The organism is Amycolatopsis sp. NPDC058986 (assembly GCF_042741125.1).
Taxonomy (GTDB): Bacteria; Actinomycetota; Actinomycetes; order Mycobacteriales; family Pseudonocardiaceae; genus Amycolatopsis.
Genome location: NZ_JBHYJW010000013.1, coordinates 89,351 through 116,169, shown reverse-complemented (window position 1 = coordinate 116,169; position 26,819 = coordinate 89,351). Strand labels below are relative to the sequence as shown.

The window sequence follows — 26,819 nt, the reverse complement described above, 5'->3', positions numbered from 1 at the left end:
GACACGCGGACCTCACGAGCTGGACAGCGTCCACAGTTTTCGTGCCGCGTCAAGGAAAGTCGCCCGTTCCCCGGCGGACAGGTGGCCGAGCAGCTCCTCCTCGCCCGCCTGGATCCGCGTCTGCGCCGACCTGCGCACGCGGCGCCCCGCCTCGGTGATCGCCAGCAGCCGGACGCGCCGATCGGCCGGGTCGGGGTCACGGCTGATGAACCCGGCCTTCTGCAGCTCTTCGAGCGTGCCGATGATCCGCGTCTTGTCGGCACCGATGGCCTGCGCCAGCGCCGCCTGCGTGCGCACCGGCCCACCGTCGAGCGCGCTCAGCACGACGTAGCCCCACATGGTCAGCCCATGCTCGGCAAGGACAGGGGACTCCATTGCGATCAGCGTTCGCAACAGCCCGCCGAGCATCGCGGCGAGGTCCGGTCGTCCCTGTTCCGACATACGCCGACGATACCCAGGGGAACCCCGTTGACAGATCGTACGCAGGTGCAGATGATAAGCGCATGCACATCAACGACCTTCGGGAACTCGACGCCGCCGCGGTGCGGATCAGCGCCGACCTCGTCTCCCACGTGAAGCCCGCCGACCTGGCCAAACCGACTCCGTGCGCCGCGTGGACCGTGTATGGGCTGGTGGCCCATATGGCCGCCCAGCACCACGGGTTCGCCGCCGCCTCCACCGGCGACGGCAGTCCCGGCCACTGGAAGCTCGTTTCGCTCGGCGACGACCCGGCGGCGACCTACCGCGCCGCGGCCGACCGTGTCCTCGCCGCGTTCGCCGTCGAGGACCTTGCCGAGCGGCGGTTCCCGCTCCCCGAGTTCTCCGCCGAAGCCACCTTCCCGGCGGAGCAGGCGCTCAGCTTCCACCTGGTCGACTACGTCGTACACGCCTGGGACGTCGCCCGGGCGCTGGACCTGCCGGTGAGTTTCCCGCCCGAGGTGGTCGAGGCCGCGCTGGCCGTGGCCCGCATCGTCCCCGACGGGGAGATCAGGCTCACGCCCGGCGCCGCGTTCGCCCCGATCGTGCCGAATCCGGGGAGCGCCGGACTCGACGAACTCGTCGCCCTGCTGGGGCGTTCCCCCGCGTGGCCGGTGGCCGCGGCGGCGTGAACCCCGGCGCTCCTCCGGCCGAGCCGCCTACGCCGGCGCGTCCGGCAGCTCGTCGGAGGAGCGCACAGCGATTCCGTTGCGCAGCAACAAAGCCGCGGTCACCCCGTTGCCCTGCCGACGCTCGCCGGCGAAGGTGCCGTCGTAGATCTCGCCACAACCACAGGACGGGCTGCGTGCCATGAGCACCGCCTCCCGGACCTCGTGCTCCCGCGCCGTGACGAAGGCGAGCTGGGCGCCCGCGATGAACTGCTCCGTGACGTCGGTGCCGTGGTCGTCGACAACCCGTGCGCGGCCGTCGAGCACCGCGTCGCCGTCGCCGTCCACGATTTCCGCCGGGCGGCGCGGAGTGCTCAGCCCCGAAGCGACCTCCGCGCAGAACGGGACAGCCTCACCCGAGTCCACCAGCGCGACGACGGCGGGCGAGGTCTTCGCCGCGCCGTCGTACCGGCACGGAACACCTGCCAGGCACGCGCTCACCAGCACCTTCCTCATACTCGCAGCCTAGCGATCAGCGCCGGGTGCCCGCGGTGAACCGGATGCGCACCTCGGCGCCCCGCCAGGCGTCCGGGACACCGGGACCTGCCGGGAGGTAGTGCCAGGTGGGGTGGTTGGAGGTCGCGAAGGTGCGGTGGCAGCAGCACGGGGTGACGCGCCACCAGCCGAGGCGGATCACGTGCAGCCGCACGGCCGCGGCCGAGGGGGCACCCGCGGCCACCACGGCCCGCGCCCTGGTCACGATTTCCTCGATCGTGCTCCCGCGCACGAGCAACTGGCCGTGCGCTTCGAGATGATTGGTCACCCATTCGACCGCGCCGAGACGCGGGTCATCGGCTGTTACGGTTCTCGGCTGCACGGGATTCTCGCTTCCCCTCGTCGCCAAGTCCCCTGCTGACCGTCTGTCCCGACGGTCGTCCTTGATGCAGCCCCGCACCGTCGACGGTACCGCGTGCCGTGGTCCCGCAGAGCCGGTCGTGCCCGAGTGTTGCCCGATCGTGGCACGCGCGCCCGGCGGGTCAGCCCCGGCGCGCCCGCCGCCGCGCCGAGACCAGCACCGTGAAGCCGCTGAGCAGCAGGAAAAGCATGCCCAGGAACAGATCGCCGAGCGGCGTGCCGGTCGAAGCCAGCGGCGGTGCAGTCCCCGGGCCTGTCGGCGGCGTCCCCGGCGGCGGTGGCGTCGGCGGGGTGACCCGGGTGTCGGTCGTGCAGCCTGGCTCGCTCCCGGTGACGCAGTTCGTCCCCTGGCTCGGGGAGACCACCACGTTGCGGAGACGGCGTTCCCCGGTGAGCCCTGGCTTGACGGTGATGGAGTAGGTGATCGTGACGGTCTGGCCGATCTCCAGCCGCCCGTGCCAGGCCAGGCGTGAGCCGCTCTGCTCGACGGTGCCACCGGTGGCGCGAGCGTCCTGGTTGTAAACAGCGTCGTCGAGGACATCGGTGAGGTCGTCGACGAACGCGGCGTCGAGATAGACGACGGTGCCGGTGTTGACGACGTCGACCGTGTAGGTGACCTTGTCCCCCGGTTTCGCCGTGGTGGCCGGTGTCCGCTTCACGATGGTCATCGCCCGGACCGGGGTTTCGGTGCCACAGGCGGGATCCTCGGCACGGGCGGTCTTCGGCGGCGGGCAGTTGGTGTCGTCCGGGCTGGTGACGGCGTTGCGCAGGATCTTGTCGCCCGGCGGCGGATTCCCGACCGTCACCGAATAGGTGAGGGTGATCTCGGCCCCGGCGGCCACCGTGCCGGTCCAGTGCAGGCGCGGACGCTCGTAGGTGACCGAACCGCCGGTGGCCTTCGCGTCGTCGTTGTAGGTCGCGTCGTCGAGCACCCCGGTCAGGTCGTCGGTGACCGACGCGTCCGGCTGCGGTGCCTCGCCGGTGTTGCGCACGGTCACGGTGTAGGTGATCTTTCCGCCGGGCACGGCGGTTTTCGGGTCGGCGGTCTTGGCGATCCGCAGATGCGGCTTCGGCAGTACCACCCGGCAGTCCGGATCGGCGGAACCTTCGGCGCAGTTCGACCCCGTGCCGCTGACCACGTTGGTGAGCCGGTGGTCGCCCGCGTTGGTGACCGTGACGGAGTAGGTGATGGTCGCCTTGGCGCCCTTGGCCAGATCACCGGTCCAGCTCAGATTCGGCCGGGCGAACGTGACGACGCCCGAGTCCGCGCGCGCGTCGTCGCCGTAGGTCGCGTCGTCGAGGACGCCGGAGAGGTCGTCGGTGAACGACGCGCCGGGATAGGCGGCCTCACCGGTGTTCTCCACCGTGATCGTGTACGTGACCTTGTCCCCGGTCTTGATTTCCTCGGGGGTGCCTCGCTTCGTGATCTTCAACGCCGGAAGCGGCGTCTCGGTCCCGCACGCGGGGTCCCGGCTTCCCGGCGGGCAGTTCGTGTCCCCCGTACCGGTGACCGCGTTCTTCAGCTTCTTGTCGCCTCGGGGCGGGCTGCCGACCGTGACGGTGTAGGTGATCGTGACCGGAGAACCGGGCTCGACGTCACCGGTCCAGACGAGGTTCGGCGCACGGTAGGTGACCGAACCGCCGGTGGCCTTCGCGTCGTCGTTGTAGGTCGCGTCGTCGAGCACCCCGGTCAGGTCGTCGGTGACCGACGCTCCGGAGTAGGTCGCCGTGCCGGTGTTGGACACCGTGACGGAGTAGGTCACGACCTCGCCCGGCTTCGGATTCGCCGGGCTCGCGGCCTTCGCGATCGTCAGCTGCGCGATCGGCGTGACCGGATGGCATTCGGGGCGGGTGGACCCCGGTGGGCAGGTCGAGTCGGGCGGCCCGGTGATGACGTTGCCGAGCCGGTGGTCCCCGACCGGCGGCGTGCCGACGGTGACGGAGTAGGTGATCGTGACCGTGGCGCCCGCGGGCAGATCGTGTGTCCAGTTCAGGATCGGCGGCGTGTAGCTCACCGTGCCACCGGTGGCCCTCGCGTCATTGTTGTAGACGGCGTCGTCGAGCACCCCGGACAGATCGTCCGAGAACCGCGCGCCGCGATAGGTGCCGGTGCCGGCGTTGTGCGCGGTCACCGTGTAGGTGACCTTCTCGCCGGGTTTCGCGACGTCCGGCGAGGCGGTCTTGGTCAGTTGCAGTTCGCCGATCCGGGTGTCGGTGGCGCAGTCCGGATTGGCGTTGCCGGGCGGGCAGGGCGAGCCCTCGGGCCCGGTCACCGCGTTGCGCAGCCGGTGGTCCCCGGCAGGCGGCGAACCGACGGTGACCGAATAGGTCACTGTCACGGTGGCGCCCTTCGCGAGGTCACCGGTCCAGTGGAACCGCTGGGCCGCGGCGTCGAACGACGTCGTGCCCGAGGTGGCCGCGGCGTCGTTGTTCCACGTCGCGTCGTCGAGGACGCCGGAGAGGTCGTCGGCGAACGACGCGCCGGGATACGGCGCCTCACCGGTGTTCCGCACCGTCACCGTGTAGGTGACCTTCTCGCCGGGCTTGGCGTCGGCCTTGTCCACGGTCTTCTTGATCTCGAGGGCGGCGACCTCGGTCTCGGTCACGCAGGCGGGATCGGCGGGGTCCGCGCAGTTCGTCCCTGGCGGGCTGGTGACCGCGTTGCGCAGCACGTGATCCCCGCGCGGGGGCGCGTTCACCTTGACCGTGTAGGTGATCGTCACGGTCTGCCCGGCGGGGACGTCGCCGGTCCAGGTCAGTTTCGCGGTGCCCTGGTCGTAGCCGGGCTGGGTGGGCGCGGCGGCACCGCCGATCCTGGCGACGGCGTCGTTGCCGTAGGTGGCGTCGTCGACCACGCCGCTGAGGTCGTCGGACAGGGTGACCCCGGGTTCGGTGAGAGCGCCGACATTCTGGGCGGTGATTGTGTAGGTGACGGTGTCCCCTGGCTTCGCCGTGTCCGGTGCGGCCGTTTTCCGGATCACCAGACCGGAGATCGGCTCGTCGGTGGTACAGGCCGGATCCGTGCTGTCGTGGCCGCAGTTCGAGCCGTCCGGGCCGGCCACCCGGTTGACCAGACGCCGGTTCCCGGCGGGCGGATCGCCCACCGTGACGGTGTAGGTGATGGCGACCGTCGCGCCCTTCGGGACGTCGCCGGTCCAGCGCAGCTTCCGGCCGGGAGCGTCGTACGACACCGCCCCGGTGGAGGTTCCGTCGGCCTTGCTCGCCCGCGCGTCGTTGTTGTACGCGGCGTCATCGACCACATCGGACAGATCGTCGGTGACCACCGCGCCGGTCCAGTCGGCTTGTCCGTCGTTGGTCGCGGTGATGGTGTAGGTGACGACGCTGCCGGGGCCGGGTTTCGCGGGTGACGCGTGTTTCGCGATCTTGAGCGCGGCGATCGGCACCTCGGACCAGCAGGCCGGGTCCTTCGTCGCCCGCGCGCAGTTGCTCTCCGGCACGGTCACGACGTTGCGCAGCTTTTTGTCCCCTGTGGACGGAGACTTCACGGTCACCGAGTAGGTCATGGTGACCGAGGCGCCGGGCGCGATTTCGCCGGCCCAGTTCAGTTTCTTCCCCGCGCTGTCGTAACTCGGTTGCGACGAGGTCGGCGACCCACTGGTCGTGGTCGCCGCGTCGAAGTTGTAGGTGGCGTCGTCGAGGACACCGGACAGATCGTCGGTGAGCCGGGCGTCCGGCGCGGGGCCGTCACCCTCGTTGGTCACCGTCACCGTGTACCGCACGGTGTCCCCCGGTTTCGCGGTCCGCGGGCTCGCGGTCTTGCGCACGACGAGTTTCGAGGTCAGGTTCGGCGCGATGGAGCAGCTGGCCAGGTCGGTGATCGGCCAGGCACCCCCTGCCTCCGAGGTGATCCGCCCGACCTGGTTGTTCTGCGCGTTGCCGCCGGGGACCAGCGTCGACGCGCCGGTTCGAGGGTCCACTTTGTACAGTGCGCCGCCGTAGTACCCGAGGTAGATCGAGCCGTGGTGGTAGGCCATCCCGTAGTTGTTGAAGCCGTTGGACGAGCCGGGGCCGGTCACGTGCACGGCCTGCGTCGTGGTGCCGGTCGCCGGGTCCAGCCGGTAGATGTAGGTCGAGCCGCCATAGCTGATGCCGTAGTAGGCGCCGCCCTGGTCGTCGACGAACAGGTCCGGCACGATGGATCCGCCGCGGAAGACCGGGTCGTTCGCGGGCACCGGGGTCAGGTTGTCGCCCCGGGTCCAGATCGTGGTATCCCCGCTGGCGAGGTTCATCCCGAACAGTTTCGGTACGCCGCCGTTCTGTGCGCCGAACAGCATGCCCGTGTTCGGATCCGCGGTGATCCCGCCCCAGTTGGACCCGGCGGGCAGTTCCCGTGTCGCGCCACCGGCGATCTCGTCGGTGACGCTGTCGGTTCCGGAAACGTGTTTGTACAGCGTGCGGTTGGCCGACGTGTAATTCGAATAGAACGCGGCGACCCTGCCGGTGTCAGGATCCTTCCCGAGGGCCATGTCGGTCGACCAGTAGTCCGGTGGCCCACTGCCCGCCCGCTTGCTGATCACCGTGTTCTCGATGGTCGCGGCACCGGAAGCGTCGTTGCGGAACTGCATCCCGGAGCGGATGTTGCTGTAGTACAGGTGATCACAGTCGAAAACCGACGGTGTGTGCTCACCTTCGACCGGCCACGAGGACTGCGCGGCGGCGGGCGCGGCACCGCCCACCAGCACGGTGGACATCGCCACGGCCATGGCGAGGACCTGGATCGCGATCCCGCGCGGCACGGAAATGTCGCGGCGGCGCTCCGGGCTCATATTTCCACCAGCGCGCGCCGCTTCTTCATGATCGCATCAAATCAACGCGCACCATTCCGGACAACTCGAATGCGTTCACACCGGAACAACTCACCCGACCGAGTGGGCCCGCCGTTCGGTCAGATGATCCGCGACGGACGAGACGACGACCAGGGACAGCCAGACATACCGGCCCCACGAAGGATTGATGAAGCTCACGGGGATGGAGAGCAGGAACACCCCGGCCGCGGTCAAGCCACCGACGATCACCGACCGCGTCGCGCTTCGGGGCAGGCCAGGGCGCTGCAGCCCGGCCCGTGCGGCGTGCGCGGCCATGGCCGTCAGCACCAGCGCCAGCGCGGCGATCACGACCGCGAAGAACACCGGCCCCAGCACGAAGGCGGAGTCCTCACTGTCCAGCCGGGTGGCGAACGGCGACACCGCGATGAAGAACAGCCACAGTATGTTCAGCCGCAGCAGCTTCGGGGAAACCACGTATACGCCACGGAAGAACCGGTGGTGATTCCACCAGAAGAAGGCGATGACCGCGAACCCGACGAGGAAGTTCAGGTATTCCTTCGGCAGTAGCTCCAAAAAGGCGTGCCACACCTGGGAGTTGGTCTTCCCGTGCGGCACCGGCAGATCCAGCGCGAGCAGCGTGATCGCGATCGCGACGACCGCGTCCGAGAAGAAGACCAGGCGATCCTGAAGGTACCGCCGGTCCTCTTCGTCAGTGAAATACGGAGAGCGCTTCCCGCCCGACGGTTCGTCTTGCACCACGAGAGGACAGCCTGCCAGGCACCGGCGTCCTTGGCACTTCGAGGTGATTTCGGGACAAAATCGTGAGACTTAAGTACCGGGAGGGGCGCCGTCGTCGGCCTCGCGGACTTTCGGGCGCAGGGTGCGGCAGGCCAGTTCGACGGCGAGGCGGTCGTCGGGATCGCGGAGGTTGACGCCGAGGATCTTCTGCGCGCGGGCGATCCGGTCGGCGACGGTGTTGCGGTGCAGTCCCAGCGCCGCCGAAGCGGCCACCACCGAGGATTCGTTTTCGAGGTAGGCGTCCAGGGTCGCGAGCAGCGTGTCGTGGTCGGCGAGCGGCGCCAGCAACGTGGTCGCCAGCGCGCGGGCGGTGCGCGACCGGGTCCAGACGCGGACCAGCCTGCCGACGCCGAGCGCGTCGATGTGCACGACGCGGGAACCGGCGTCCAGGCTGTGGTCCTCGACGACGGCGGGGTCGACCGAGAGCGCGGCCTCGCGGGCTTCGTCGATGGTGCGGGCCAGACCGCCGATCCCGGGATGGGTGCGGCCGACCCCACCCGCGATCTCGACGCCGGTCCCCAGCCGCTTGAGCACGAGCCGGATCGAGGAGATCAGCGATTTCACGTTCTGCGGCGAGGAATCGAACGTCGCGGTGTGCCAGGCGACCCAGCCGTCGGACTGTTCGACCAGCGGGCCCTCGAGGTGACTTTCCCGCAGCACGCGCACGATCTCGTCGCGGTCGGTGACGTGGTCGTTCGGCGGTTCGTCGAGCCGGCGCAGGTAGACGGCGGTGTGCCAGCCGTCCAGCCGCCAGCCGAGGATGGCCGCGCGGTGCCGCACCACCGCCCCTGCCTCCTCGCGCAGCCGCAGCAGATCCGCCAGCAACGTGGTGCGCGTGCGGGCGTCGCGTTCGGCGGCGAGGCGCTGCGTGGCCAGCCAGGACACCGCCCACGGCTCAGCGAGCGCCAGCACGGACTGGGCGATCGCGACACGCGCGGGGGTCGGGCTGGTCAACGCGGCGGTGAGCCACAGCGGCGCGGCCGTCGCGGAAACCGGCTGGACGACGTGGGTGAGCTCGTCCTCGACCACCACCTGTGGCAGAGCCAGATCGCGCCGGAAGGAGGACGGCGAATGCGCGCCGTGCACGAGCGCGCCGTCCGGGCTCAGCATGCTGACCGGGGCCCGCAGCACCTTCGCCGCCGCGTCGGCCACCGCCCCCAGGTTGTCCGCCTGGCCCCGCATCTGCCGCACGAACTGCAGGACCTGTTCGGCCCGCGCCACCTCCGGGGTGGCGACCAGTTGCGCGAGCTGAAGCGCGACGTCGTGCGTGCTCACTTCACGGGGCAGGAGGACCATCGGGAGGCCGAGCCGCTCGGCGAGCAGCAGGCTGGTGGCCAGTGGCCCGCGGCTTCCGCCGGGCAGCACCAGCCCGGCGACCCCGGCGAGCGCGCAGCGCCGGATCCCGGCCTCCACCTGCCAGCCCGTCGCGTCGCCGAGCTCGGTGACCACGATGAGGTCGCCGGGCCCGAGCCCGGTGGCGTCGACCCCCGGCCGCACCCGTACCCGGTGCACCACGGCGTCGCCGGTCTCGCCGCCGACGACCTCGGCGCCGGCGAGCACCGGATGCGCCACCAGCTGGCGCAGGGCAAGGGGATCCGCGGGCTCCGTCACCGCATTCAGCCTTTCGCTCTCCGCACCGGTTCGGCGTCGAGGCCATAGGCCCGCGGCTCGACCCTGGGCAGGATGTCGGGATGCCACAACCGGTCCGGCACCGGCAGGGCGAGGACCACGACCTCGTGGCCGCGCCGGACCTCGCCGGTCTGGATCACCTGGAGACTGTGAGTGTCCAGCAGGCAGATCACGTCGGGCGTGGTGGCCACCACCTCGCCGTCGCGCAGCACCATCGCGTATTCGTTCTGCATTTCGACGCGCAGCACCTGTTTGCCGTCCGTGGTGCGCAACGCTACCGAGCCGCTGGAAAAGCCCTTCCCCGCGTACCGGTGCACCTCGAGAACCGTGCCCTGGCCGAGATGGTCGGCGCCCAGCCGCTCGGCCAGTTCCGGGCCGTCGAGGCCGGCGTCCGCACCCGCGCGGTACCGTCTGCCGAGCCGGATCGCGGCCCAGACCGTGCCGCGCAGGGCGATCCGGCGATAGGTTTCCGCGCTCAGCGGCGGATAGGCGAGTGCCGCCCAGCCGCCGAGCCCGGTCAGTGCGCCCCGCATCACCCGTTCCGCGGTGCGCGGGTCGACGCCGTCGACGACCATCGCGGCGCCGTGCGCCTCCGCGCACACCCACGCTCCGGTCAGGCCGGGTTCCATCACGGTCTGGTCCAGCCGGGAGAACGCCCGGCCCATCAGATCCGCGTCCACCACGGGTTTCCCCGTCTGCACCGCGGCGATGAACGGGAAGAGCGCGTTGCTGCCGCCGACCTCGACCACGCCGATGGCGTCGATGTGCACGCCGTGGTACTTCTCGGCGACCGCGACGCAGCGGCTCAGTTCGTCCCCCGCGGGCAGCTTTTCGATCCCCACCGAGGCGGTGGACCCGGCCACCGCCACGGTCAGCACCCAGCCCTCGGCGAGCGTGTCGACGGCGACGACCTCGACCCTGGCTCCCCCGGCCATCTCGCGGTTCAGCCACAGCGCGCCCAGCCGCGGCTCGCCGCCCCCACCCGAACCGAGCAGGCTCGCGCCCCACCGCAGCGCGTCGACGTCGTCGACGCTCAGCACCTGCCCCTCGGTCACGCGAGCTCCTCCACCGGGGCGAAATCGGCGTCGATCCCGAAGGCACGCGGGCCGAACACCGCCAGCGCCTCGGGCGTGCGCATGATCGGGGGCGCGGCGATCGCGAACACCGTCACGCGCAGCCCGTAGCGCAGCGCTTCGGTGGTGATCGGCTCGGCGGTTTCTGCGTTCAGCACCGTGATGAGATCGGGCACGATGACGCGGACACGTCCGTCCACCCGCGCCACCAGATGTTCGTTCTGAAAGGACAGTTCGAGCACCGAGTCGTCCACAAAGGACTCGATGACGGCGCTGCCGCGGGCGAACCCGCCGGTGGTCCTGCGTTCGACGTCGACGATCCGGCCGCTGAAAACCGGTGCGGCGTGCGCGTAGGCGGTCTCCTTGAACAGATTCGCCAGCGCCCCGAACGGATCGCGGTAACCCTCCCGCGCTTCCCGCAGGCACCGGCCGATCCGCAGGGCGAGCGTGAGCGTGCCGGGAATGGCCGTACGCCGGACGTCGGCGGCGCTCATCGGGAACTGCGCGATGCTCGCCGTCCCGCCCAGCCGTACCGTGATTCCGCGTGCCAGGCGTTCCAGCCGGACGTTGTCGGTGCCGGTGTCGAGCACACCGCGTTCGCCGTGCGAACCGCTGAAAGCCAGCGGCGAGCCGGAAATCCCGTACACGCCGAAGGTCTGCATCTGCAGTTCGGGGAACGCGCGGCCCATGCCGTCGGCGTCGACCACCGGCAGTCCGAGCTGCGCGCCCACCAGGAGCGGGACCATCGAATTGGACCCACCGCATTCGACGGGCATCGTGGCGTCGGCGCGACGGCCGAGATGGTCTTCCAGCGTCCGCAACGCCGTACTCGCTTCGTCGCCGTTGGGCAGCTTTTCGACGCGCACCGTGGGCGCGCCCATCCCGGCGGTCGGGATCACCAGCGCGTCGTCGGGCAGCTCCGCGACGTCCAGCAACCGGACCGTGCGGCCCCGCAGGTATTCGCGCCGCACCAGCAGACGGCCGAGGTAGGGGTCACCGCCCCCGCCGGTGCCCAGCAACGCGGCGCCGGTGGCGATGTCGGGCAGTTCCGCTGCCTGGACCTCCCGCACTACGTCGTCCCCGCCCCGTCCGCGCTCAGCACGAGATCACCGACCGCCTTGACCCGGACGCGGGTGGCGTTGCCCGGCAGGTAGGCGATCGGGATCTCGTCGATGTCCACGATCTCCACGCGACCGGGATCGGCGCCGCCCGCCACGGCCCGGTCGACGGCCTCCTGTTTTGCCGCGTCCAGTACGGCCTCGCGGCGTCCCGGTTCGATCGGGTAGATCCGGTCGACCTCGCCGCCGACCTGCGCGATGGCGGCGCCGATCGCGTTGGCCACGGCGAAGTGCTCGGTCCGGTGCACGGTCCCGGCGCCTTCGAGGGTGTCCGGCACCAGGATCCCGCCGCCCCCGACGACCACGACCGGCGGCCGCTCGCGCGAGCTGCGCATCCGGTCGACCGTGCGGGCGACCTTGGTCTCGATGTCGGCCAGGACCGCGGTCACGAAGTCCTTGCCCAGATGCCGGATCCGGCCGCGGTCGCCGATGTCGAGAATGCCCGCGGCGACGGCGATGTCGGTCGCCGTGAGGGTGTCGCCGCCGAACACCAGCGCCTTTTCGGTGAGCCGGTAGCCGACGCTGTCCGGCCCGACTTCGACATCGCCCGCCTCGCTGCCGTGCACCAGCGAGCCGCCGCCGAGCCCGATCGAAAGCACGTCGGGCATGCGGAAGTTGGTCCGCACCCCGGCCACGATCACCTCGGTCGCCGCCTCGCGGGGGAAACCGTGGCGCAGCACGCCGACGTCGGTGGTGGTGCCGCCGACGTCGACCACCGCGCAGTCGGTGAGCCCGGACAGGAAAGCCGCGCCCCGCATGGAGTTCGTCGGTCCCGAGGCGAACGTCGCGACCGGATACCGCCGCGCGTAGTCGACCTCCATCAGCGTGCCGTCGTTCTGGCTCAGGTACAGCGGCGCGACGATCCCCGCGCCCCGCACGGCGTCGGCGAGCCCGTCGACGATCTGCGCGGCCATCTCGCGCAGCGCGGCGTTGATGATCGTGGCGTTCTCCCGCTGCAACAGGCCGAGCCTGCCGATCTCGTGCGAAAGGCTCACGTTCAGATCGGGCGCCTCGGCGGTGAGGATCTCGGCCGCGCGCAATTCGTGTTCCGCGCTGACCGGCGAGAAAACCGAGGAGACCGCCACGCTGCGCACCCCGTGCCCGAGCATGTCGTGCGCGGCGCGGCGGATCTCGTCCTCGTCAAGCTCGGCGATGTCCTGGCCGTCGAATTCGACGCCGCCGTGGCACAGATAGGACTTGCCGCCGACCGCGGTCACCAGCGATTCCGGCCAGTCGACCATCGGCGGCAGCGCCGCTGTCGCGGGCAGTCCGAACCGCAGCGCGGCGGTCGGCGCGAGCCGGTTCGCCTCGACCAGCGCGTTGATGAAGTGCGTCGTCCCGATCATCACCGCGCGCACGGCCGCCGGGTCCAGTTCGGAGCGGACGCGGAGTTCGTGCAGGGCGTTGACGATCCCGGACGTGACGTCCTCGGTCGTCACGCACTTCACCGTGGCGACGACGCGATCGCCGTCCATCACGATGGCGTCGGTGTGCGTGCCGCCGACGTCGATACCGATACGCAGCGTCATGCTCCAGCCAGCTCCCCAGATGGGCGCCGCCGGGTGATCCGCTCGGCGATCAGGTACAGCACGAACCCGGTGACCAGCGCGTTGATGCTGGGCAGCCCGATCGTGACGAACTTGCCGACCAGCGTCGCCGCGGCCCAGCAGACCAGCGTCGCCGGGACCCACGCCGGTGCCCCGGTACGCAGCTGGTCCGGGCCCGCGGCGGCGAGCGCGGCACGCCAGCGTCTGGCGAAGAAGTACTCCGCGACCATGATCCCCGGGATCGGCGGGAAGACGATGCCGAGCAGCGTCAGGAAACCCGTGTAGCTGCCGAGGATCCCGGCCGCCGCGAGCAGGCTGCCGAGCACGCCCACCACCAGCGACATGTGGGCGCGGTTCAGTTTGCGGCCGAACACCGTCTCGGCGAAGTTGACCAGCCCCAGCGACGAGACGTACAGGTTCCAGTCGTTGACCTTGACCGCGGCGGTGACGATCACCAGCAGGCCGAGCCAGCCGGTGGACGAGGTGACGATCGCGATGACGTCGTTGCTGCGCACCGCGTGCGCCAGCAGCACGCCGATCGAGCCGATCACCCATTCGCCGAGGGTGATGCCGACGATGGTCTGCTTGACCACGTCGCCCGGCGAACGGTTGAAGCGGGTCATGTCCGGGGTGATCACCGCGCCCACCATGAACTGGCCCGCCACCAGCGTGACGGCCTGGATCAGGCTCAGGTGCGGGCCCGGTGCCGGGCTGTTGATCAGTTCGCCGAGGTCGTGCCTGCTCAGTTCGGCCACAATGGACACTCCGGCGAGCACGAGGAACGCGGGCACCGCGACATACGCCGTCCACGCCATCCACCGGAAGCCGTAGGTCACGATCACGGTGACGACCAGCCCGAAGATCAGCGACCACACCCAGGTCGGGAGCACGCCGACGAGCCGCGCGAGCCCGCTGCCCGCGATTCCGGACTGGACACCGAACCAGCCGGTCGCGGACAGCCCGATGGCCAGCCCGACCACCGCGGCGCCGCCGCGCCCGAACCCGGTCCAGCGGGCCAGCACCGACGTCGAGAGTCCCTCGCGCTGGCCGATGACGCCGACCGCGATCGCGATCAGCTCCAGCAGCACCGCGCCCAGGGTGAAGGCGAGGAACGCCTGCCAGAACGGCAGGCCGAAGCCCAGTGTCGCGCCGAGCAGGAACTGGCTCAGCGCGGACAGCTGCCCGAACCGCTGGGTCGCCACCGAAAACCACGGGTACCGGGCCTCGGGAGGAACTCGGGTCAGCGCGTAGTCGTCGCGCCCCACGGAGTTCGCCATCCGGTGATCCTTCCCCTCTCACCACGTGCGAGACGCCGGATAGTACTCACGTCGACACGGCGCGTCCATGGGCCATCGGCCCTCTTTCGGGGGAAACGGAAGGCAAAACGCCCTGTCCCGTTGGCCGGGACAACGGACAAATTCAACTTTCAACCGTGCAATCCTCGTACTCCTCTCGGCGGATTGACCGGATGTGCGATCCGCCCAGTGCGTCCCGCCCGGATGGGCAACTCGCACGTAGCCGCATCGGCACCGAATGGCTACCGTCGGTCATTCAGCAAGGTGTGTTTCCGGTGTTGTCCAGTGGGAGGGGGACCGGCCATGTGGCTCCCGCGCGGATGGCGCGCCGCGATCCGCCGAGGTTTCCGGCGCCCCGTGGAGCCGCGGAGCCCGCGCGCCAGGGAGCACGTGGCAGCCACGATCCGCAGGTCACCGGAGTTCCAGACGGGCGAACCCGTCTGCACCGCGTGCGGCAAGCCGCTGGACGAAGGGGCGATGGACTGGCTGACCGGGCTGCTCGATCGCGGCAGCTGGCACAGGCGGGCGACCAACGCGCTGGCCACGGCGCGGGCACACGGCTATCCGGTGTCGCTGCTCATCGCCGATCTGGACTGGTTCAAATGGATCAACGACGTGCACGGGCACCTCGCCGGCGACGACGCGCTCCGGCACGTCGCCCGGATCCTGCGCGCGGTCACCCGGGAACAGGACCTCGTGGCCCGGTACGGCGGTGACGAGTTCCTCGTCCTGTTGCCCGGCACCAGGATCACCGACGCGCTCGCGGTGGCCAGGCGGCTGAACCTCGCCCTCAACGCGGCCAACGTCGCGACCACCAGCGTCCGGGCCGGGCAGACCGACCTCACCGGCCTGACCGCCTCGATCGGGCTCACCGCGTGGCCACCGGCGGGCGACGCCGGCGTCGGCCTGGACAAGCTCCTGCTGGCGGCGGACGCGGCCCTGCTCGCGGCCAAGCGCAACGGACGCGGGCAGAGCTGCCGCGCCACGCACGCCGACCGGCCGTTCGGCAAAGGCGTCACGTGGAGCTACGACCGGGTCGTGCGGGCGCGGCCACCGGAGACCACGTCGATCCTCGCCGAGCCGGACCCTTCCGGGCACGACCTCGGTGTGCCACACCGGGTCGCGACCCGGCAGCACCCCTGACTCCGACCGTCCACACCGGACAGGCGGGCGGCTCGGACTGGGGGTAGCCGCCCGCCTGTCCGAGGCCGGCCGCGTCCGGCCGGTTTCGGCCTGCCCATAAGTGCAGACGTCGCTTTCTGAACGCACCTCGTTGGAACCGATTCCGCGGCGCCACTTTTTATACCTTTTCGGACATCACGCGTTGTTGCCGACGCGGTGGATCTCTACCATCGAGCCCGCGACGTCGTTCACCAAGCGAACGTCGAACCGGAAAGGGACTTAGGCCACAGACGCACAACTCGTTAGCGTGCTACCTCCACAGTACGGTGAATTTTGCTGCCAAGGGTAAGGAATTCGATGTGAAACGAGTTGCCGCGTTCGCGTGTTCGGTGGCGCTGTGTGCCACGGCGGCGATGCCTGGCGCCGCGGGGGCCACGATCGGTACGCCGGGAGCACAGACTTCCGGAGAGCGATTGATCCCGACTCTGGGCAATGGCGGCTACCAGGTGTCGGATTACGACGTCAGCTTCGACTACGTTCCCGCGTCGACGGTCATGGCGTCCTCGGTGACCATCACCGCGTCCGCGACCCAGGACCTGTCGCGGTTCAGCCTCGACTCCGTGGGTCAGACGATCTCCGCGGTCACGGTCGACGGGGTCGGCGCGAGGTTCACCGTCGATCCGAAAACCGAGAAACTGGTGGTTTCCGCGCCGGTCGGCGTCCGCCGTGGCGACACCTTCACCGTCAAGGTCACGTACTCCGCCGACCGGTCGCTGAATCCCGCCCCGGCGTACGTGCATCTGCCCCCGGGCATGGACTACCCGACCAAGAGCTGGGTGGAGACCCCGGACGGGTTCGCGCTGATGGGGCAGCCGGACCGGGCACACCTGTTCTTCCCCGGCAATGACATCCCGGGTGACAAGGCCACCTTCACCTTCCGGGTCACGGTGCCGCGGGACCGGCAGGTGGTTGCCAGCGGAACGCTGCGGGCCACGCAGCCGCGGGGAGACCGCACCACCTACGTCTACCGCACCGCGAAAGAGATTCCCACCAATGTGGTGCAGGTCGCGGTCGGCAAGTTCGCCACGATCACCCAGCAGGGGCCGCACGGACTGCCGATCGTCAGCCAGATCCCGTCCGCCACGGGCACTTTCCCGGTCCCGGCGGAGATGACCAAGCAGTATGGAATCACGAAGGAGAACGTGCTCGCCCACGCCACCGATGCGGCTCGGCGGACTCCGGATCAGGTGCGCTGGCTGGAGCGGGTACTGGGCGTCCCGTTCCCGTTCGAGAAGTACGGGGTGCTCGGCGTGCTGAGCACGTATGACGGGGTGGCGCTGGAGACGGCCACCCAGTCCACGTTCTCCGTGCTCGGGCTGGCGCTTCCGGCCGACCTCGAATCGGCGACCGAGGTGCACGAGCTGGCGCACCAGTATTTCGGCGACGCCGTGTCTCCCGCGTCCTGGGACGATATGTGGCTCAACGAGGGCCACGCCGAGTACTACCAGAACGTCTATGAGGCCGCTCAAGGCCGTAAGAGCCTGGACGAGGCGATGAAGGGGCTCTACGGGATCGATCAGACCCTGCGCGACCAGAACGGTCCACCGGCCCGTCTCGACACCGCCGCGAGCATCACCATGGGTACCAACGGGCCTGGCACGCTCGCCCTGTACGCGCTGCGCGAGACCGTGGGAGAGCAGACCTTCGCGAAGATCGAGACGACCTTCCTCCGGACCTATCAGGGAAAGTCCGCCGGCACACAGGACTACATCGCGATCGCCAACACGGTGGCCCACCGCGACCTCACGCCGTTGCTGACCAGCTGGCTGTACGACAAGAAGACTCCGCCGATGCCCGGACATCCCGACTGGACGACCAAGTAGGCCACCGCTCGTCACCGCCTCGTCGCGAAGCTGGGTGAGGATGGTCTCGAATTCCGGCGCCGTCGGGCACATAAGGAATTTGTTAGCTCCTGTCTTACGAAAACGAGGTTTGGCCGGAAGTACGGTTCCTCCCGTCTCAGTGGTGGGTGGTGAGGAGGAGCGGTGCGTCGGATCGGATTCCGGTGGGCGGTCGTGGTGGTCTCTGCCATGACGCTCACCATCGCGGGAACAGCGGCCGCGGGAGCGGCACCGGATCGGGTGCCGCTCGCCGGCACCAAAATGACGTGGGGGATCGTCGACAAGGGCCCGGTGCCTGTGGACACTCCGGTGTCGGAGACCGTCTATCTCGCGGTCAAGGATCCGGCGGCACTGGCCCGCCGGGCGAAGGAGGTGTCCGATCCGCACAGCCCCGGCTACGGACGGTTCCTCGGCCGGGAGCAGATCCGGGAAGCCAACCGGCTCGACCACGCGCAGGTCGATCGCGTCCGCGCCTGGCTGACCGGGGCCGGGCTGAACGTGACAGCGCCGGATTGGCGGCACCTGACGGTGACCGGCACGTTCGGCCAGCTGAACGCCGCCTTCGCGGTGACCTTCCACGACTACGTCTTCCCGCCCGAGAGCGGGATAAAGGGCCACTACCTGGCGCCGCCCACCGATCTGAGCGTCCCGGCCGAGCTGGGCGCCCTGGTGCTGGGCGTCGGTCAGGTCCCGATCCTCGTGCGGGACGCCGGCCAAGCCGCCGCGCCGCGGCGGTCCGCCGAACGCCGTCCGCACCTGGACGCCGGTGCCGCGGCCCAGCAGTGTTCGCAGTACTGGGGCCAGCGGCCCGCGACCGGGTTGCCCCCGGTGAACGGCGCGACTCCGCCGTTGGCGCCGTGCGGGTACACACCCCAACAGCTGCGGCACGCTTACGGGCTCGACAGCCGCGGTGTCACCGGCGCCGGGCAGACGGTCGCCGTGGTGGCTTCGTCGATGGACACCCTCGAACAGGACATCAACACCTGGTCGGACCGCGTGGGCACGCAACGGCTCCGCCCGGGACAGCTCACCCGGGTGCCCTCGCCGGACGGGTCGCCGCCGGAAAAGCCCGGCGACGGCGGGTACGGCGCGATGATCGAGGCCACCATCGACGCCGAGGCGGTGCACGGCATCGCACCGGACGCGAACATCGTCTCGATCGGGGAATCCACCGCGCAGGGCGGAAATCTGCTGGCCGGCCTCAGTTACGCGCTGGACCACACCGACGCGAGCATTGTGTCCCTGTCGCTGGCCAACGACCCCCCGCCCGGGTTGCGGCAGGCCTTCGAGCAGATCTACCAGGAGGGCGCGCTGCAGGGCGTCGGGTTCTACTTCTGCACCGGTGACGGTGGCTTCCGGCCGAACGACACCGGCGGCGACTGGATGATGAACGGCTACGCGGGCAGCAGCTGGGTGACCGCGGTCGGTGGTACGTCGGTGGCGATCGGCCAGGACGGCAAGCGGATCTGGGAAACCGGCTGGGGCACCCCGGTCAGCGACCTGTCCAAGGACGGCACGTCCTGGGAACAGATGCACAGCGAAGGGGGCACCGGCGGTGGCCGGGCCACCGGGCAACCACAACCGTGGTACCAGCACGGCGTCGTCCCGGACCGCTACGCCGCCACCCCGGACGGACACCGCGGCCGGGTCGGCCCGGACGTCGCCTTCGACGCGGACCCGGCGACCGGCATGGTCATCGGCGGCACCCCGCTGAACGGCTCACCCGACAGCGATCCCAGCACCTGGCACTACACCGAGCACACCTTCGGCGGAACCAGCCTCTCCACCCCGCTGTTCGCCGGCGTGCAGGCACTCGCCCAGCAAGCGCGGGGCGGAAAGCGGTTCGGCTTCGCCAACCCCGCTCTCTACCAGCGCGCGGGCACCCCCGCGTTCCGGGACGTCACGGCCTACCGGCTGCCCAGCGGGGATCCCGCCACCGCGGTGCTCTACCGGTCGAACCCCGCCGGCGGGAAAACACCGGAGCTGCACCACTTCCTCGCCACCCAATGGGTCGAGAAGACCGACGAGTACCAGCCCCCCGAGGTCGGATCCGGGTTCGACACCGAGACCGGGCTCGGAACCCCGACTGGCGCCTACCTGTCGTCCTTCAACGGCCACTGAGCCAAGCATCCCCGCCGAAGCCCTCCCCTCGTTTCGAGGCGGAGGGCTTCGGCCACAACGCCGGTCGCCCGGGCAAGGCACGGTAACGGGCGGGCGCCCGGACAGCCGCCCTTTCCCCAGCGCGTCCGAGTAGGGTGACCAGGCGTTACGGACGGAGACGGGGAAGGGACCGATCGGCGTGCAGATCACCCGCGCTCAGCGGGCCGCGGTCGCGGAACGGATCACTCAGCTCGAGCGGTCGTTCTACGGGCGGGGCCCGAGCAACGTCAAGGTTTCGGTGAGCCAGGAGGACCCGGTCAGCCTGGTGGTGCTCTCGATCGACAGCCTGACCGTCGCCGACAGCGTGCTCGGCGACCGGGGCTATCGGGAGGCGGTGCTCCGGCACCACGAGGCACTGCACGAGGCGACGCGGACGGACTTCATCGGCGCGGTCGAGGAGATCGTCGGCGAGCGGGTGCACGCCTACCTCGCCCAGGTGCATCCCGCCACCGGGCACGCGGTCCGGGTGTTCATCTTCGCCGACCTCGGTGACTCGCTGGAACTCGACGCCTGAACCCGAACGCGCTTTCGGCCGATTCCATGATCGCCGCGCACGGCCTAGGATCGGGCCGTTGACAATTCCACACAGGTCATCGGGCCGTTCGGCAGTACTCCGGCATCAGCCGGTAAGCGGCGGGACGGCTCGGGACGAGACCATCCGCACGCGGGTCGGGCGAGGGCATCAGCCGGCGCCGGGCACGCGGCGGGTTCAAGCGGAGGAGCTTGTCTCGTGCAGACACCGAACATCACCCGTGCCCCGGCGCTCCCGGCAGGCCTGCGGCCCTCGGCCGCCGACCTCGACGGCACCCGGGTCCGCCCCCGTGCCCTGCGCCGGATCGTGTCGGCCGTGGCCGGCCGGCCCGCGATCTGGGCCCCGCACGTCCGTTTCGACCTCACCGAACGCTACTTCGTCCGGCTGCACCACGACGCCCGGTTCGAGGTGTGGCTGATCTGCTGGGAACTGGGGCAGGACACCCTCCTGCACGACCACGGCGGCAGCGTCGGCGCGTTCGCGGTGGCGGGCGGTGCCCTGCTGGAGGACCACGCCGAGCCCACCGCGCGGAGACTGCGCACCCGCGTCCACCGGACCGGCGACAGCGTCGCGTTCGGCCCGCGCTACCTGCACAATCTGGTCAACGTGGCGACCGAACCCGCGATCAGCGTCCACGCCTACTCGAAACCGTTGCGCACCATGAACTTCTACTGCTGGCTGCCCTCGGGCGCGCACCACCTGCGGGAAATCCCGTGCGACTCGCCGGAACCGGACACCGGCGATCTCGAAGCGACCGCGGCGAGCCTGCGATGACGGCACCGGAGTTCGAGGACGTGATCTCCCGCCGTCTCGCCGAAGCCAGGGAGAACCTGCCGCGCTACTCGCCGGAGGAGGCAGGCGAGGAGATCCGCCGCGGCGCGCTCCTTGTCGATCTGCGCCCGCTGGAATACCGGCTGCGATTCGGGGACATCCCCGGCGCGGTGCCGGTCTCCCGGCACGTCCTGGAATGGCGGCTCGACGTGCACAGCCGCTGGCGGCTCAAGGAACTCGGCTTCGGTGACACCGGCCGCCGGATCATCCTGCTGTGCAACGAGGGCTACACCTCCAGCCTCGCCGCGCATCAGGTGTCGGCGCTCATCGGCCTCACCGACGTCGGCGACGTATGCGGCGGCTTCGCCGCGTGGCAGGCCGCGGGAATGCCGGTGGTGCCCCGTTCCCCGGAGGTCCACGCGTGAAGGTCCGTGAAGGACTCCTTACCGGCGCTCAATGCCGGTAAGGAGTCCTTCACGGCCTGGCGGGAGCAGTGCCGAAGATCAGGCCGAAGCCGACCAACGCGAGGAAGATCACCAGCGTGGTGAGGCCGAGGAGGCCCGCGACGAGGGCCAGCGCCAGCGCACGAACGCCGAACCGTCGCAGCAGCAGGCTCAGGTCCGTGTTCCCCTGCCCGGGTCTGTGCGGCGCTCCTTGCATGGTTCGAGTATTCGGCCGCGCCCGGCATCGCGTCCAGCGCACAGTTTCGCTGGGATTCAGCTACCGGATCGATCAATACCCACGATGCTCCACAGTGGACGTTCAGCGGACCGGTGGACGGCGTTCAGCCCACGGTGCGGCTTGTTCGAGCTGGGCGGCGACGCGGATGAGCACGTCTTCGCGGTTCTGGGCGGCGACGAGCTGGACGCCGGTGGGCAGGCCCTCGGCGTTCCAGCGCAGCGGCAGGGAAATCGCGGGCTGTCCGGTGATGTTGAACGGCGCGGTGAACGCGGCGGTCTGCCCGACGCCGGCGATCAGTTCTTCGGGCGGCTTGGCGTCCGGAGCCAGTTCCCCGAGTTTGGCGGGTGGCGCGGGCATGGTCGGGGTCAGCAGCAGGTCCAGTTCGCCGTCCCACAGCGCGGCCACGCCGCGAGCCCACTGCTGCGAAGCCGTCATCCCGGCCAGCCATTGGGTGGCGGTGACCGATCGGCCCACTTCGGCGAGCATCGCGTTCATCGGCTCCAGAACCGAGGACGGCAGTTGCTCGCCGAGACGCTGCGACCAGGCGTCGAGTTCCCAGGTGACCACGGCGGCCAGCAACGCGGGCATGGTGTCGAACATCCCGGGCGCGTCCAGTGCGGCGGCCGCGGTGGGTTCCACCCGGTGGCCGAGGGATTCGAGCAGGTGAGCGGCGTGCTCGACCGCGGCCACGCTGTCCGCGTGAGCGGCTTCCCCTGTACCCGGCGCGGTGGTCCGGAAGCCGACACGCAGCTGTCCGGGGTCCGCGCCGACCTCCTCACGATAGGGGCGTACGGGCGGCGGGGCGGTGTACGGGTCACCTGGCGCCGCTCCCGCGATGGCGTCGAGCACGGCCGCCGTGTCCCGGACCGAGCGAGTCAGGACGTGCTCGTGGGTGACCTGGCCCAGTACTCGCCGAACTGGGGCCCCAGGCTGGTTCGCGCGCGGCTCGGTTTCAGGCCGACCAGCCCGCAAGCGCTCGCGGGGATCCGGATCGAACCCGCCATGTCGTTGCCGTGGGCGACCGGGACCATGCCCGTGGCCACCGCGACGGCCGACCCGCCGCTGGAGCCGCCGGGCGATCGGGTGGGATCCCACGGGTTCCGGGTCGCGCCGCTGGCCAGCGGTTCGGTGGTGATGCTCGTCGCCAGCTCGGGCGTGTTCGTCCGGCCGCAGAACACGAAACCCGCGGCCCGCAGCCTTGTCGCCAGGTGCGAGTCCGCCGGTGCCCGCCAGTCACGCTCCCGCAGTACCCGCATGCCGCCGTGCACCGGATCGCCCGCGGTGTGGCAGAGGAAGTCCTTCAGCAGCATGGGGACCCCGCGGAACGGCCCGTCCGCCGCCACCTCGCGCCGCGCCTGCTCGAACCGCGTGCTGACCACGGCGTTGAGTTCGCCGTCGAGCCTTTCGATCCGCGCGATCGCGGCGTCGAGCAGCTCCCGCGGCGTGACCTCGCCGCGCCGGACCAAATCGGCCTGGGCCGTCGCGTCGAGCCAGGCGAATTCGTCAGTCACCGGCGAGTCCCCACTTCCTTGGTCATGTTCACAATCGGGGATTTCCGGGTATCCCTTCGGGAAAATCAGGCAGGCGGCCGAACCTTCGGCCAGCCTAGGACGTCCTCCTGACACGCATCAAGAACGCGTACTCCTCAGTGGACATAGAGACAATATCCGGTGCGCAACCGGGCAAGCGAGGAAAGGACATCCATGAAACGTCGAATTCGCCGCCTGACCGTACTGCTGCCGTTGCTGGCGCTGGCAGCGATCGTCCCGGCTCCCGCGGCCTCCGCCGTGATCGGCGGATCCGTCAGCACGCACGCTCCATGGGCGGTGCGGATGCTGCTCGACGGCCATCCACAATGCACGGCGACAGCGATCACCCGGGAATGGGTACTCAGCGCGTCCCATTGTTTCTTCGACCACGCCGAATCCATCGCGGATTCCCGCATCGAATTCCGCGTGGGCGACCTCGACCAGCGGAAGGGCACACCGGTTCGCCCGGTGAACGGCAGCAGGCAAGGGGCACCGGTCGCCGACATGATGCTGATCAAGGTGCCGCCGATGAACGTCACACCGGCGACTCTGCCCGGCTCCGAAGCGGTGCGTCCCGGGCAGGTCGTCCGGCAATACGGCTGGGGCGCCACCTGTCAGGGTGACGAAACATCCTGCCAGTCGGATGTGCTGAAGCAGGCGGATCTGCGGGTGCTCACCTCCGACGATGCGCGATGCGGGCGTTTCACCGTTCCCGGCGGAACCGATTTCTGTGCGGCCAGGATTTCCGGGCTCCCGGCGGGCGGCGATTCCGGCGGACCGGTCATGACGACCGGAACCCTCGGCGAGAACACGATTGTCGGCGTCGTCGACGACTCCGACCGGGACAGCACCGCGGGCGCGGGCGACGTTTCCCAGCAGCTGACCTGGATTCGCCAGGTCATCGGCGGCTGACCAATTTGCCGCCGACGCGGCCGGACCGGAAGATGAGATCCACGATCACCGGACCAGGAGTGGAATCTGTGAAAACGAAGACCGTGCTGTGCGGCGTTCTCGCCGTCGGCGGGCTCATGGCCGTCTCGGCGTGTTCGAATCCCATCGGCAAGTCCTGGGCGATCACCTACGAGGTCAGTGCGAACGCGGACGGGACCTTGTCCGAGGCCAGTTACGCGCTCTCGCCCGACCGCTACGAGAACAAGGTGGTCCAGCACCCGGTGCCCGGCCCGGTCGGCGTCCCGTGGAAGCAGGAGGTGGTGATCAGCGCCGGACAGAAGGCCGCGGTGACCGCCATGCCCGCCAAGGACCTCACGCTGACCTGCCGCATCCTGCTCGACGGAACCAAGGAACTCGCGAAATCCACCGCGCCCGCCGCCGGTGCGCCGGTGACCTGCGAAAAGGTCACCGACTCCTGACCGTCGGCGGGCAGCGAGTTTGCCCACTCTGTCACTAAGTGACATAATGTCGTTTGAAGACAGAGTGGAGGAACGTCGTGACGCCGAGCACCCGCAAGCCGGGCGCGATGAGCGAGCTGCGTCGCAGCCGGATTCGCCTGGAGATCTCGCGGGAGGCGGCACGACTGTTCTGGGCACAGGGGGTTGCCGGGACCAGTGGCGAGCAGATCGCCGCGTCGGTGGGCCTGTCGGTGCGCACCCTCTGGCGGCATTTCCGCACCAAGGAGAGCTGCGCCGAGCCGATCGTGGCGAAAAGCGCCGAATGGTTCGTGGCGGCACTGCGCCGGTGGCCACGCGAACTGTCCATTGAGGACCACCTCGCCGCGACACGGGCTGAGATACGCCGGACGCCGGAGGAGACGGCCGACGATCTGGCCGGGGTCCGGATGGTGGTTCTGGGGGACACCGAGCCAGCGCTGCGGTCGGCCTGGCTGATGACGTGCGATCACGTGGAGAAGGAACTGGCCGCGGTCATCGCGGACAGGTTGGGGCGTCCCGCCGGCGATGTCGAGGTGCGGACGCACGCCGCGGCCGCGGGCGGAGCCATGCGGGTGCTCAACGAGTCGCTCGGCCCCGCCGTACTGTCGGGCGAAGATCTGTCCGGGACCCCGGATCCGTTCCAGAGCATGGCTCGTGCGGTGCGCGTGGCCACCAGCGGGATCGTCGGGGACCCCGTCGATTCCTGAGCCCGCACGCGATCGGGCGGCGTTTTGTCGCGGTCATCCCGCAGTAGGAGCGCGACCGCTACCTGCGGTTGATGTACCCCTTGAGCGCGGCATCCTAGCGTGGGCGCAGTTTCGAGGTCTTCGGCGAAACAAGGTTCGAAGAAGGGGGAAATACATGAGACTGCGTCTCGCCGTGGTGATTCCGGCGGCCGTGGGCGGACTGCTCGCCGGCGTGACACCGGCGACGGCGGACCCCGCCGCGCCCAGCCCGGACACCACGAAGATCCCGGCCCGCTATACCGGGCAATCACTGGACTGGCACGCCTGCGTCAAGGACGAACTGGTGGATCTTCCGCCCGGCACCGACATCGCGGGACTCGAATGCGCCACGTACCGCACACCCCGCGACTGGGAACGGCCGAACGAGCGGCAGGAGCTGACGATCGCGGTCAGCAGGCTCAAGTCCACCGGTGCGACGACGGCGTCGGTGTTCACCAACCCGGGCGGCCCCGGTGGGCCCGGCCGCTGGTTCCCGGCCGCTTTCCGCGAGCAGAACAGACTTCGTGAGCACCAGGAGATCATCGGCATCGACACGCGCGGCACCGGCCGGAGCACGAACGTCAGCTGCGACGGCGCATCCGGCACGGGCAGCGATCTGGACCCGCGCGACCGCGATCCGCGCAATCTCGACCTGATCGTGGATGCCGTCGAGTACACCGCGAACGCCTGCCGCCGGGCCGCCGGCGAACTGGGCCCGCTGATCACGACCTTCCAGAACGTCCGGGACCTGGATCTGCTGCGGGCGCTGCTCGGCCGGGAGAAGATCAACTGGATCGGGTACTCCGCCGGGACCTGGCTGGGAGCGCACTACGCCCAGCAGTTCCCGCACCGCACCGGCCGGTTCGTGCTGGACTCGTCGACCGAATTCACCGGTACCTGGCAGAGTTCGTTCGGCTGGCAGCCGTTCGCCTACGAACGCCGCTGGCGGCAGGACTTCCTCCCCTGGATGGCGCGCTACGACGCCAAGTACCACTTCGGTACCAGCGGCGAAGCGGCGCGCCAGACCTACGAGAACGTCCGGTACGCGTTGACCCGCGAGCCGGTCGAGGTGAACGGTGCGCGGGTCGGGGCGACCACAGTGGACGGTTACCTCATCGGCGCGCTCAAGTCCAAGAGCCAGTTTCCCGCGATGGCCGACACCCTGGTCCGGATCAAGACGCTGACCGACGCTCGTACTTCGGCGCAGGAGAAGGACGCTGCCCGGGTGGCGCTCAAGACCACGTTGCCGGAGTCCGGTAAACGCGGCCCACTGCCTAGCCTCGCGGCCGTTTCCTCCGACGCGATGGTGGCCACGCTGATCACTACCCTGTGCGGCGAGGGCACGTGGCGGGGCAGTCGCCAGTCGCTGATCCGTCAGTCGCAGGAGTACATCGACCGCGGCGTGACGCTGTACAACGCGGTCTGGATGCAAGCCCAGGTATGTGCCTTCTGGAAGAACCAGCCCCGGCCACTGCCCGCGATGAACGGCAAAGGTGTTCCGCCGGTACTGATCGTCCAATCCGAACACGATCCGGCCACGCCGATCGAAGGCGCGAGGAAGGCCCACGCCGCCTTCCGGAACTCCCGGATGCTCACCGTCACCGGCGAAGGCGACCACGGCATCTACGCGCTCGGCGGGAACAAGGCCGTGGACAAGATCGTCGACGATTATCTGGTCGACGGCGTCGTCCCGCCGGACCAGAGCGTCCCCGGCCTGCCACTGCCGACTCCATGACACCCCGGACACAGCGGGCCCGCCGGTC

The 26,819-nt window shown here is 69.9% G+C and carries 24 protein-coding genes; 11 read left to right on the top strand and 13 right to left on the bottom strand.

Annotated elements, in window-relative coordinates:
- Positions 1–12: 12 nt before the first annotated feature.
- Positions 13–441, bottom strand: coding sequence for a MarR family winged helix-turn-helix transcriptional regulator (locus ACFW0G_RS14570; RefSeq protein ID WP_378325651.1), 429 nt, complete (start codon positions 439–441; stop codon positions 13–15).
- 62 nt (positions 442–503) lie between these two features.
- Between ACFW0G_RS14570 and ACFW0G_RS14565 the strand changes: the two genes are divergently transcribed.
- Positions 504–1,109: a TIGR03086 family metal-binding protein gene (locus ACFW0G_RS14565; protein WP_378325650.1), complete on the top strand. Its 606-nt coding sequence runs from the start codon at positions 504–506 to the stop codon at positions 1,107–1,109.
- A 27-nt stretch (positions 1,110–1,136) separates the two neighbouring features.
- Here the strand turns inward: ACFW0G_RS14565 and ACFW0G_RS14560 are convergent, their stop codons facing one another.
- From ACFW0G_RS14560 to ACFW0G_RS14520, 9 genes are all read right to left on the bottom strand, one after another.
- The gene (locus tag ACFW0G_RS14560; protein ID WP_378325648.1) at positions 1,137–1,601 is read right to left on the bottom strand and encodes a DUF523 domain-containing protein; all 465 of its coding nucleotides are present in this window, start codon (positions 1,599–1,601) and stop codon (positions 1,137–1,139) included.
- A 16-nt stretch (positions 1,602–1,617) separates the two neighbouring features.
- The gene (locus tag ACFW0G_RS14555; RefSeq protein ID WP_378325647.1) at positions 1,618–1,962 is read right to left on the bottom strand and encodes a hypothetical protein; all 345 of its coding nucleotides are present in this window, start codon (positions 1,960–1,962) and stop codon (positions 1,618–1,620) included.
- Positions 1,963–2,122: 160 nt separating this feature from the next.
- The gene (locus ACFW0G_RS14550) at positions 2,123–6,787 is read right to left on the bottom strand and encodes an internalin (RefSeq protein WP_378325646.1); all 4,665 of its coding nucleotides are present in this window, start codon (positions 6,785–6,787) and stop codon (positions 2,123–2,125) included.
- A 90-nt stretch (positions 6,788–6,877) separates the two neighbouring features.
- Positions 6,878–7,546 (bottom strand): TMEM175 family protein, encoded by a 669-nt coding sequence (locus tag ACFW0G_RS14545; protein ID WP_378325645.1) that lies wholly within the window; start codon positions 7,544–7,546, stop codon positions 6,878–6,880.
- Between the two features lie 69 nt (positions 7,547–7,615).
- Positions 7,616–9,196, bottom strand: coding sequence for a helix-turn-helix domain-containing protein (locus ACFW0G_RS14540; RefSeq protein ID WP_378325644.1), 1,581 nt, complete (start codon positions 9,194–9,196; stop codon positions 7,616–7,618).
- Between the two features lie 5 nt (positions 9,197–9,201).
- Complete coding sequence (locus tag ACFW0G_RS14535; protein WP_378325643.1) at positions 9,202–10,269, bottom strand: DUF917 domain-containing protein; 1,068 nt, start codon at positions 10,267–10,269, stop codon at positions 9,202–9,204.
- Positions 10,266–11,357 carry a DUF917 domain-containing protein gene (locus tag ACFW0G_RS14530; RefSeq protein WP_378325642.1) on the bottom strand — a complete coding sequence of 364 codons (1,092 nt, stop codon included), beginning with the start codon at positions 11,355–11,357 and terminating at the stop codon, positions 10,266–10,268. Before ACFW0G_RS14530 ends, ACFW0G_RS14535 begins: the two co-directional genes overlap by 4 nt.
- Complete coding sequence (locus ACFW0G_RS14525; protein WP_378325729.1) at positions 11,357–12,928, bottom strand: hydantoinase/oxoprolinase N-terminal domain-containing protein; 1,572 nt, start codon at positions 12,926–12,928, stop codon at positions 11,357–11,359. Before ACFW0G_RS14525 ends, ACFW0G_RS14530 begins: the two co-directional genes overlap by 1 nt.
- 2 nt (positions 12,929–12,930) lie before the next feature.
- A complete protein-coding gene (locus ACFW0G_RS14520) occupies positions 12,931–14,229 on the bottom strand; it encodes a purine-cytosine permease family protein (RefSeq protein WP_378325640.1) in 1,299 nt (432 codons plus the stop codon).
- 408 nt (positions 14,230–14,637) lie between these two features.
- Between ACFW0G_RS14520 and ACFW0G_RS14515 the strand changes: the two genes are divergently transcribed.
- From ACFW0G_RS14515 to ACFW0G_RS14490, 6 genes are all read left to right on the top strand, one after another.
- A complete protein-coding gene (locus tag ACFW0G_RS14515; protein WP_378325639.1) occupies positions 14,638–15,390 on the top strand; it encodes a GGDEF domain-containing protein in 753 nt (250 codons plus the stop codon).
- 338 nt (positions 15,391–15,728) lie between these two features.
- Positions 15,729–17,252, top strand: a complete 1,524-nt coding sequence (locus tag ACFW0G_RS14510; RefSeq protein WP_378325638.1) for a M1 family metallopeptidase — start codon at positions 15,729–15,731, stop codon at positions 17,250–17,252.
- 162 nt (positions 17,253–17,414) lie between these two features.
- Positions 17,415–19,391 carry a protease pro-enzyme activation domain-containing protein gene (locus tag ACFW0G_RS14505; RefSeq protein WP_378325637.1) on the top strand — a complete coding sequence of 659 codons (1,977 nt, stop codon included), beginning with the start codon at positions 17,415–17,417 and terminating at the stop codon, positions 19,389–19,391.
- A 178-nt stretch (positions 19,392–19,569) separates the two neighbouring features.
- A complete protein-coding gene (locus ACFW0G_RS14500) occupies positions 19,570–19,944 on the top strand; it encodes a Na-translocating system protein MpsC family protein (RefSeq protein WP_378325636.1) in 375 nt (124 codons plus the stop codon).
- A gap of 216 nt (positions 19,945–20,160) precedes the next feature.
- A complete protein-coding gene (locus ACFW0G_RS14495) occupies positions 20,161–20,736 on the top strand; it encodes a cysteine dioxygenase (protein ID WP_378325635.1) in 576 nt (191 codons plus the stop codon).
- Positions 20,733–21,158: a rhodanese-like domain-containing protein gene (locus ACFW0G_RS14490; protein WP_378325634.1), complete on the top strand. Its 426-nt coding sequence runs from the start codon at positions 20,733–20,735 to the stop codon at positions 21,156–21,158. Before ACFW0G_RS14495 ends, ACFW0G_RS14490 begins: the two co-directional genes overlap by 4 nt.
- A 49-nt stretch (positions 21,159–21,207) precedes the next feature.
- On the opposite strand, the gene ACFW0G_RS14485 is transcribed toward ACFW0G_RS14490, so the two are convergent.
- From ACFW0G_RS14485 to ACFW0G_RS14475, 3 genes are all read right to left on the bottom strand, one after another.
- Positions 21,208–21,393 (bottom strand): hypothetical protein, encoded by a 186-nt coding sequence (locus tag ACFW0G_RS14485; RefSeq protein ID WP_378325633.1) that lies wholly within the window; start codon positions 21,391–21,393, stop codon positions 21,208–21,210.
- A 102-nt stretch (positions 21,394–21,495) separates the two neighbouring features.
- Positions 21,496–22,263, bottom strand: a complete 768-nt coding sequence (locus ACFW0G_RS14480) for an amidase family protein (protein ID WP_378325631.1) — start codon at positions 22,261–22,263, stop codon at positions 21,496–21,498.
- 26 nt (positions 22,264–22,289) lie between these two features.
- Positions 22,290–22,925, bottom strand: a complete 636-nt coding sequence (locus ACFW0G_RS14475; RefSeq protein ID WP_378325630.1) for an amidase — start codon at positions 22,923–22,925, stop codon at positions 22,290–22,292.
- Between the two features lie 192 nt (positions 22,926–23,117).
- On the opposite strand from ACFW0G_RS14475, the gene ACFW0G_RS14470 reads away from it, so the two are divergent.
- From ACFW0G_RS14470 to ACFW0G_RS14455, 4 genes are all read left to right on the top strand, one after another.
- Positions 23,118–23,855: a S1 family peptidase gene (locus ACFW0G_RS14470; RefSeq protein ID WP_378325629.1), complete on the top strand. Its 738-nt coding sequence runs from the start codon at positions 23,118–23,120 to the stop codon at positions 23,853–23,855.
- A gap of 68 nt (positions 23,856–23,923) precedes the next feature.
- Positions 23,924–24,313, top strand: a complete 390-nt coding sequence (locus ACFW0G_RS14465) for a hypothetical protein (protein WP_378325628.1) — start codon at positions 23,924–23,926, stop codon at positions 24,311–24,313.
- A 77-nt stretch (positions 24,314–24,390) separates the two neighbouring features.
- Positions 24,391–25,038: a TetR/AcrR family transcriptional regulator gene (locus tag ACFW0G_RS14460; protein WP_378325627.1), complete on the top strand. Its 648-nt coding sequence runs from the start codon at positions 24,391–24,393 to the stop codon at positions 25,036–25,038.
- 154 nt (positions 25,039–25,192) lie between these two features.
- Positions 25,193–26,791, top strand: a complete 1,599-nt coding sequence (locus ACFW0G_RS14455) for an alpha/beta hydrolase (RefSeq protein ID WP_378325626.1) — start codon at positions 25,193–25,195, stop codon at positions 26,789–26,791.
- Positions 26,792–26,819 lie beyond the last annotated feature (28 nt).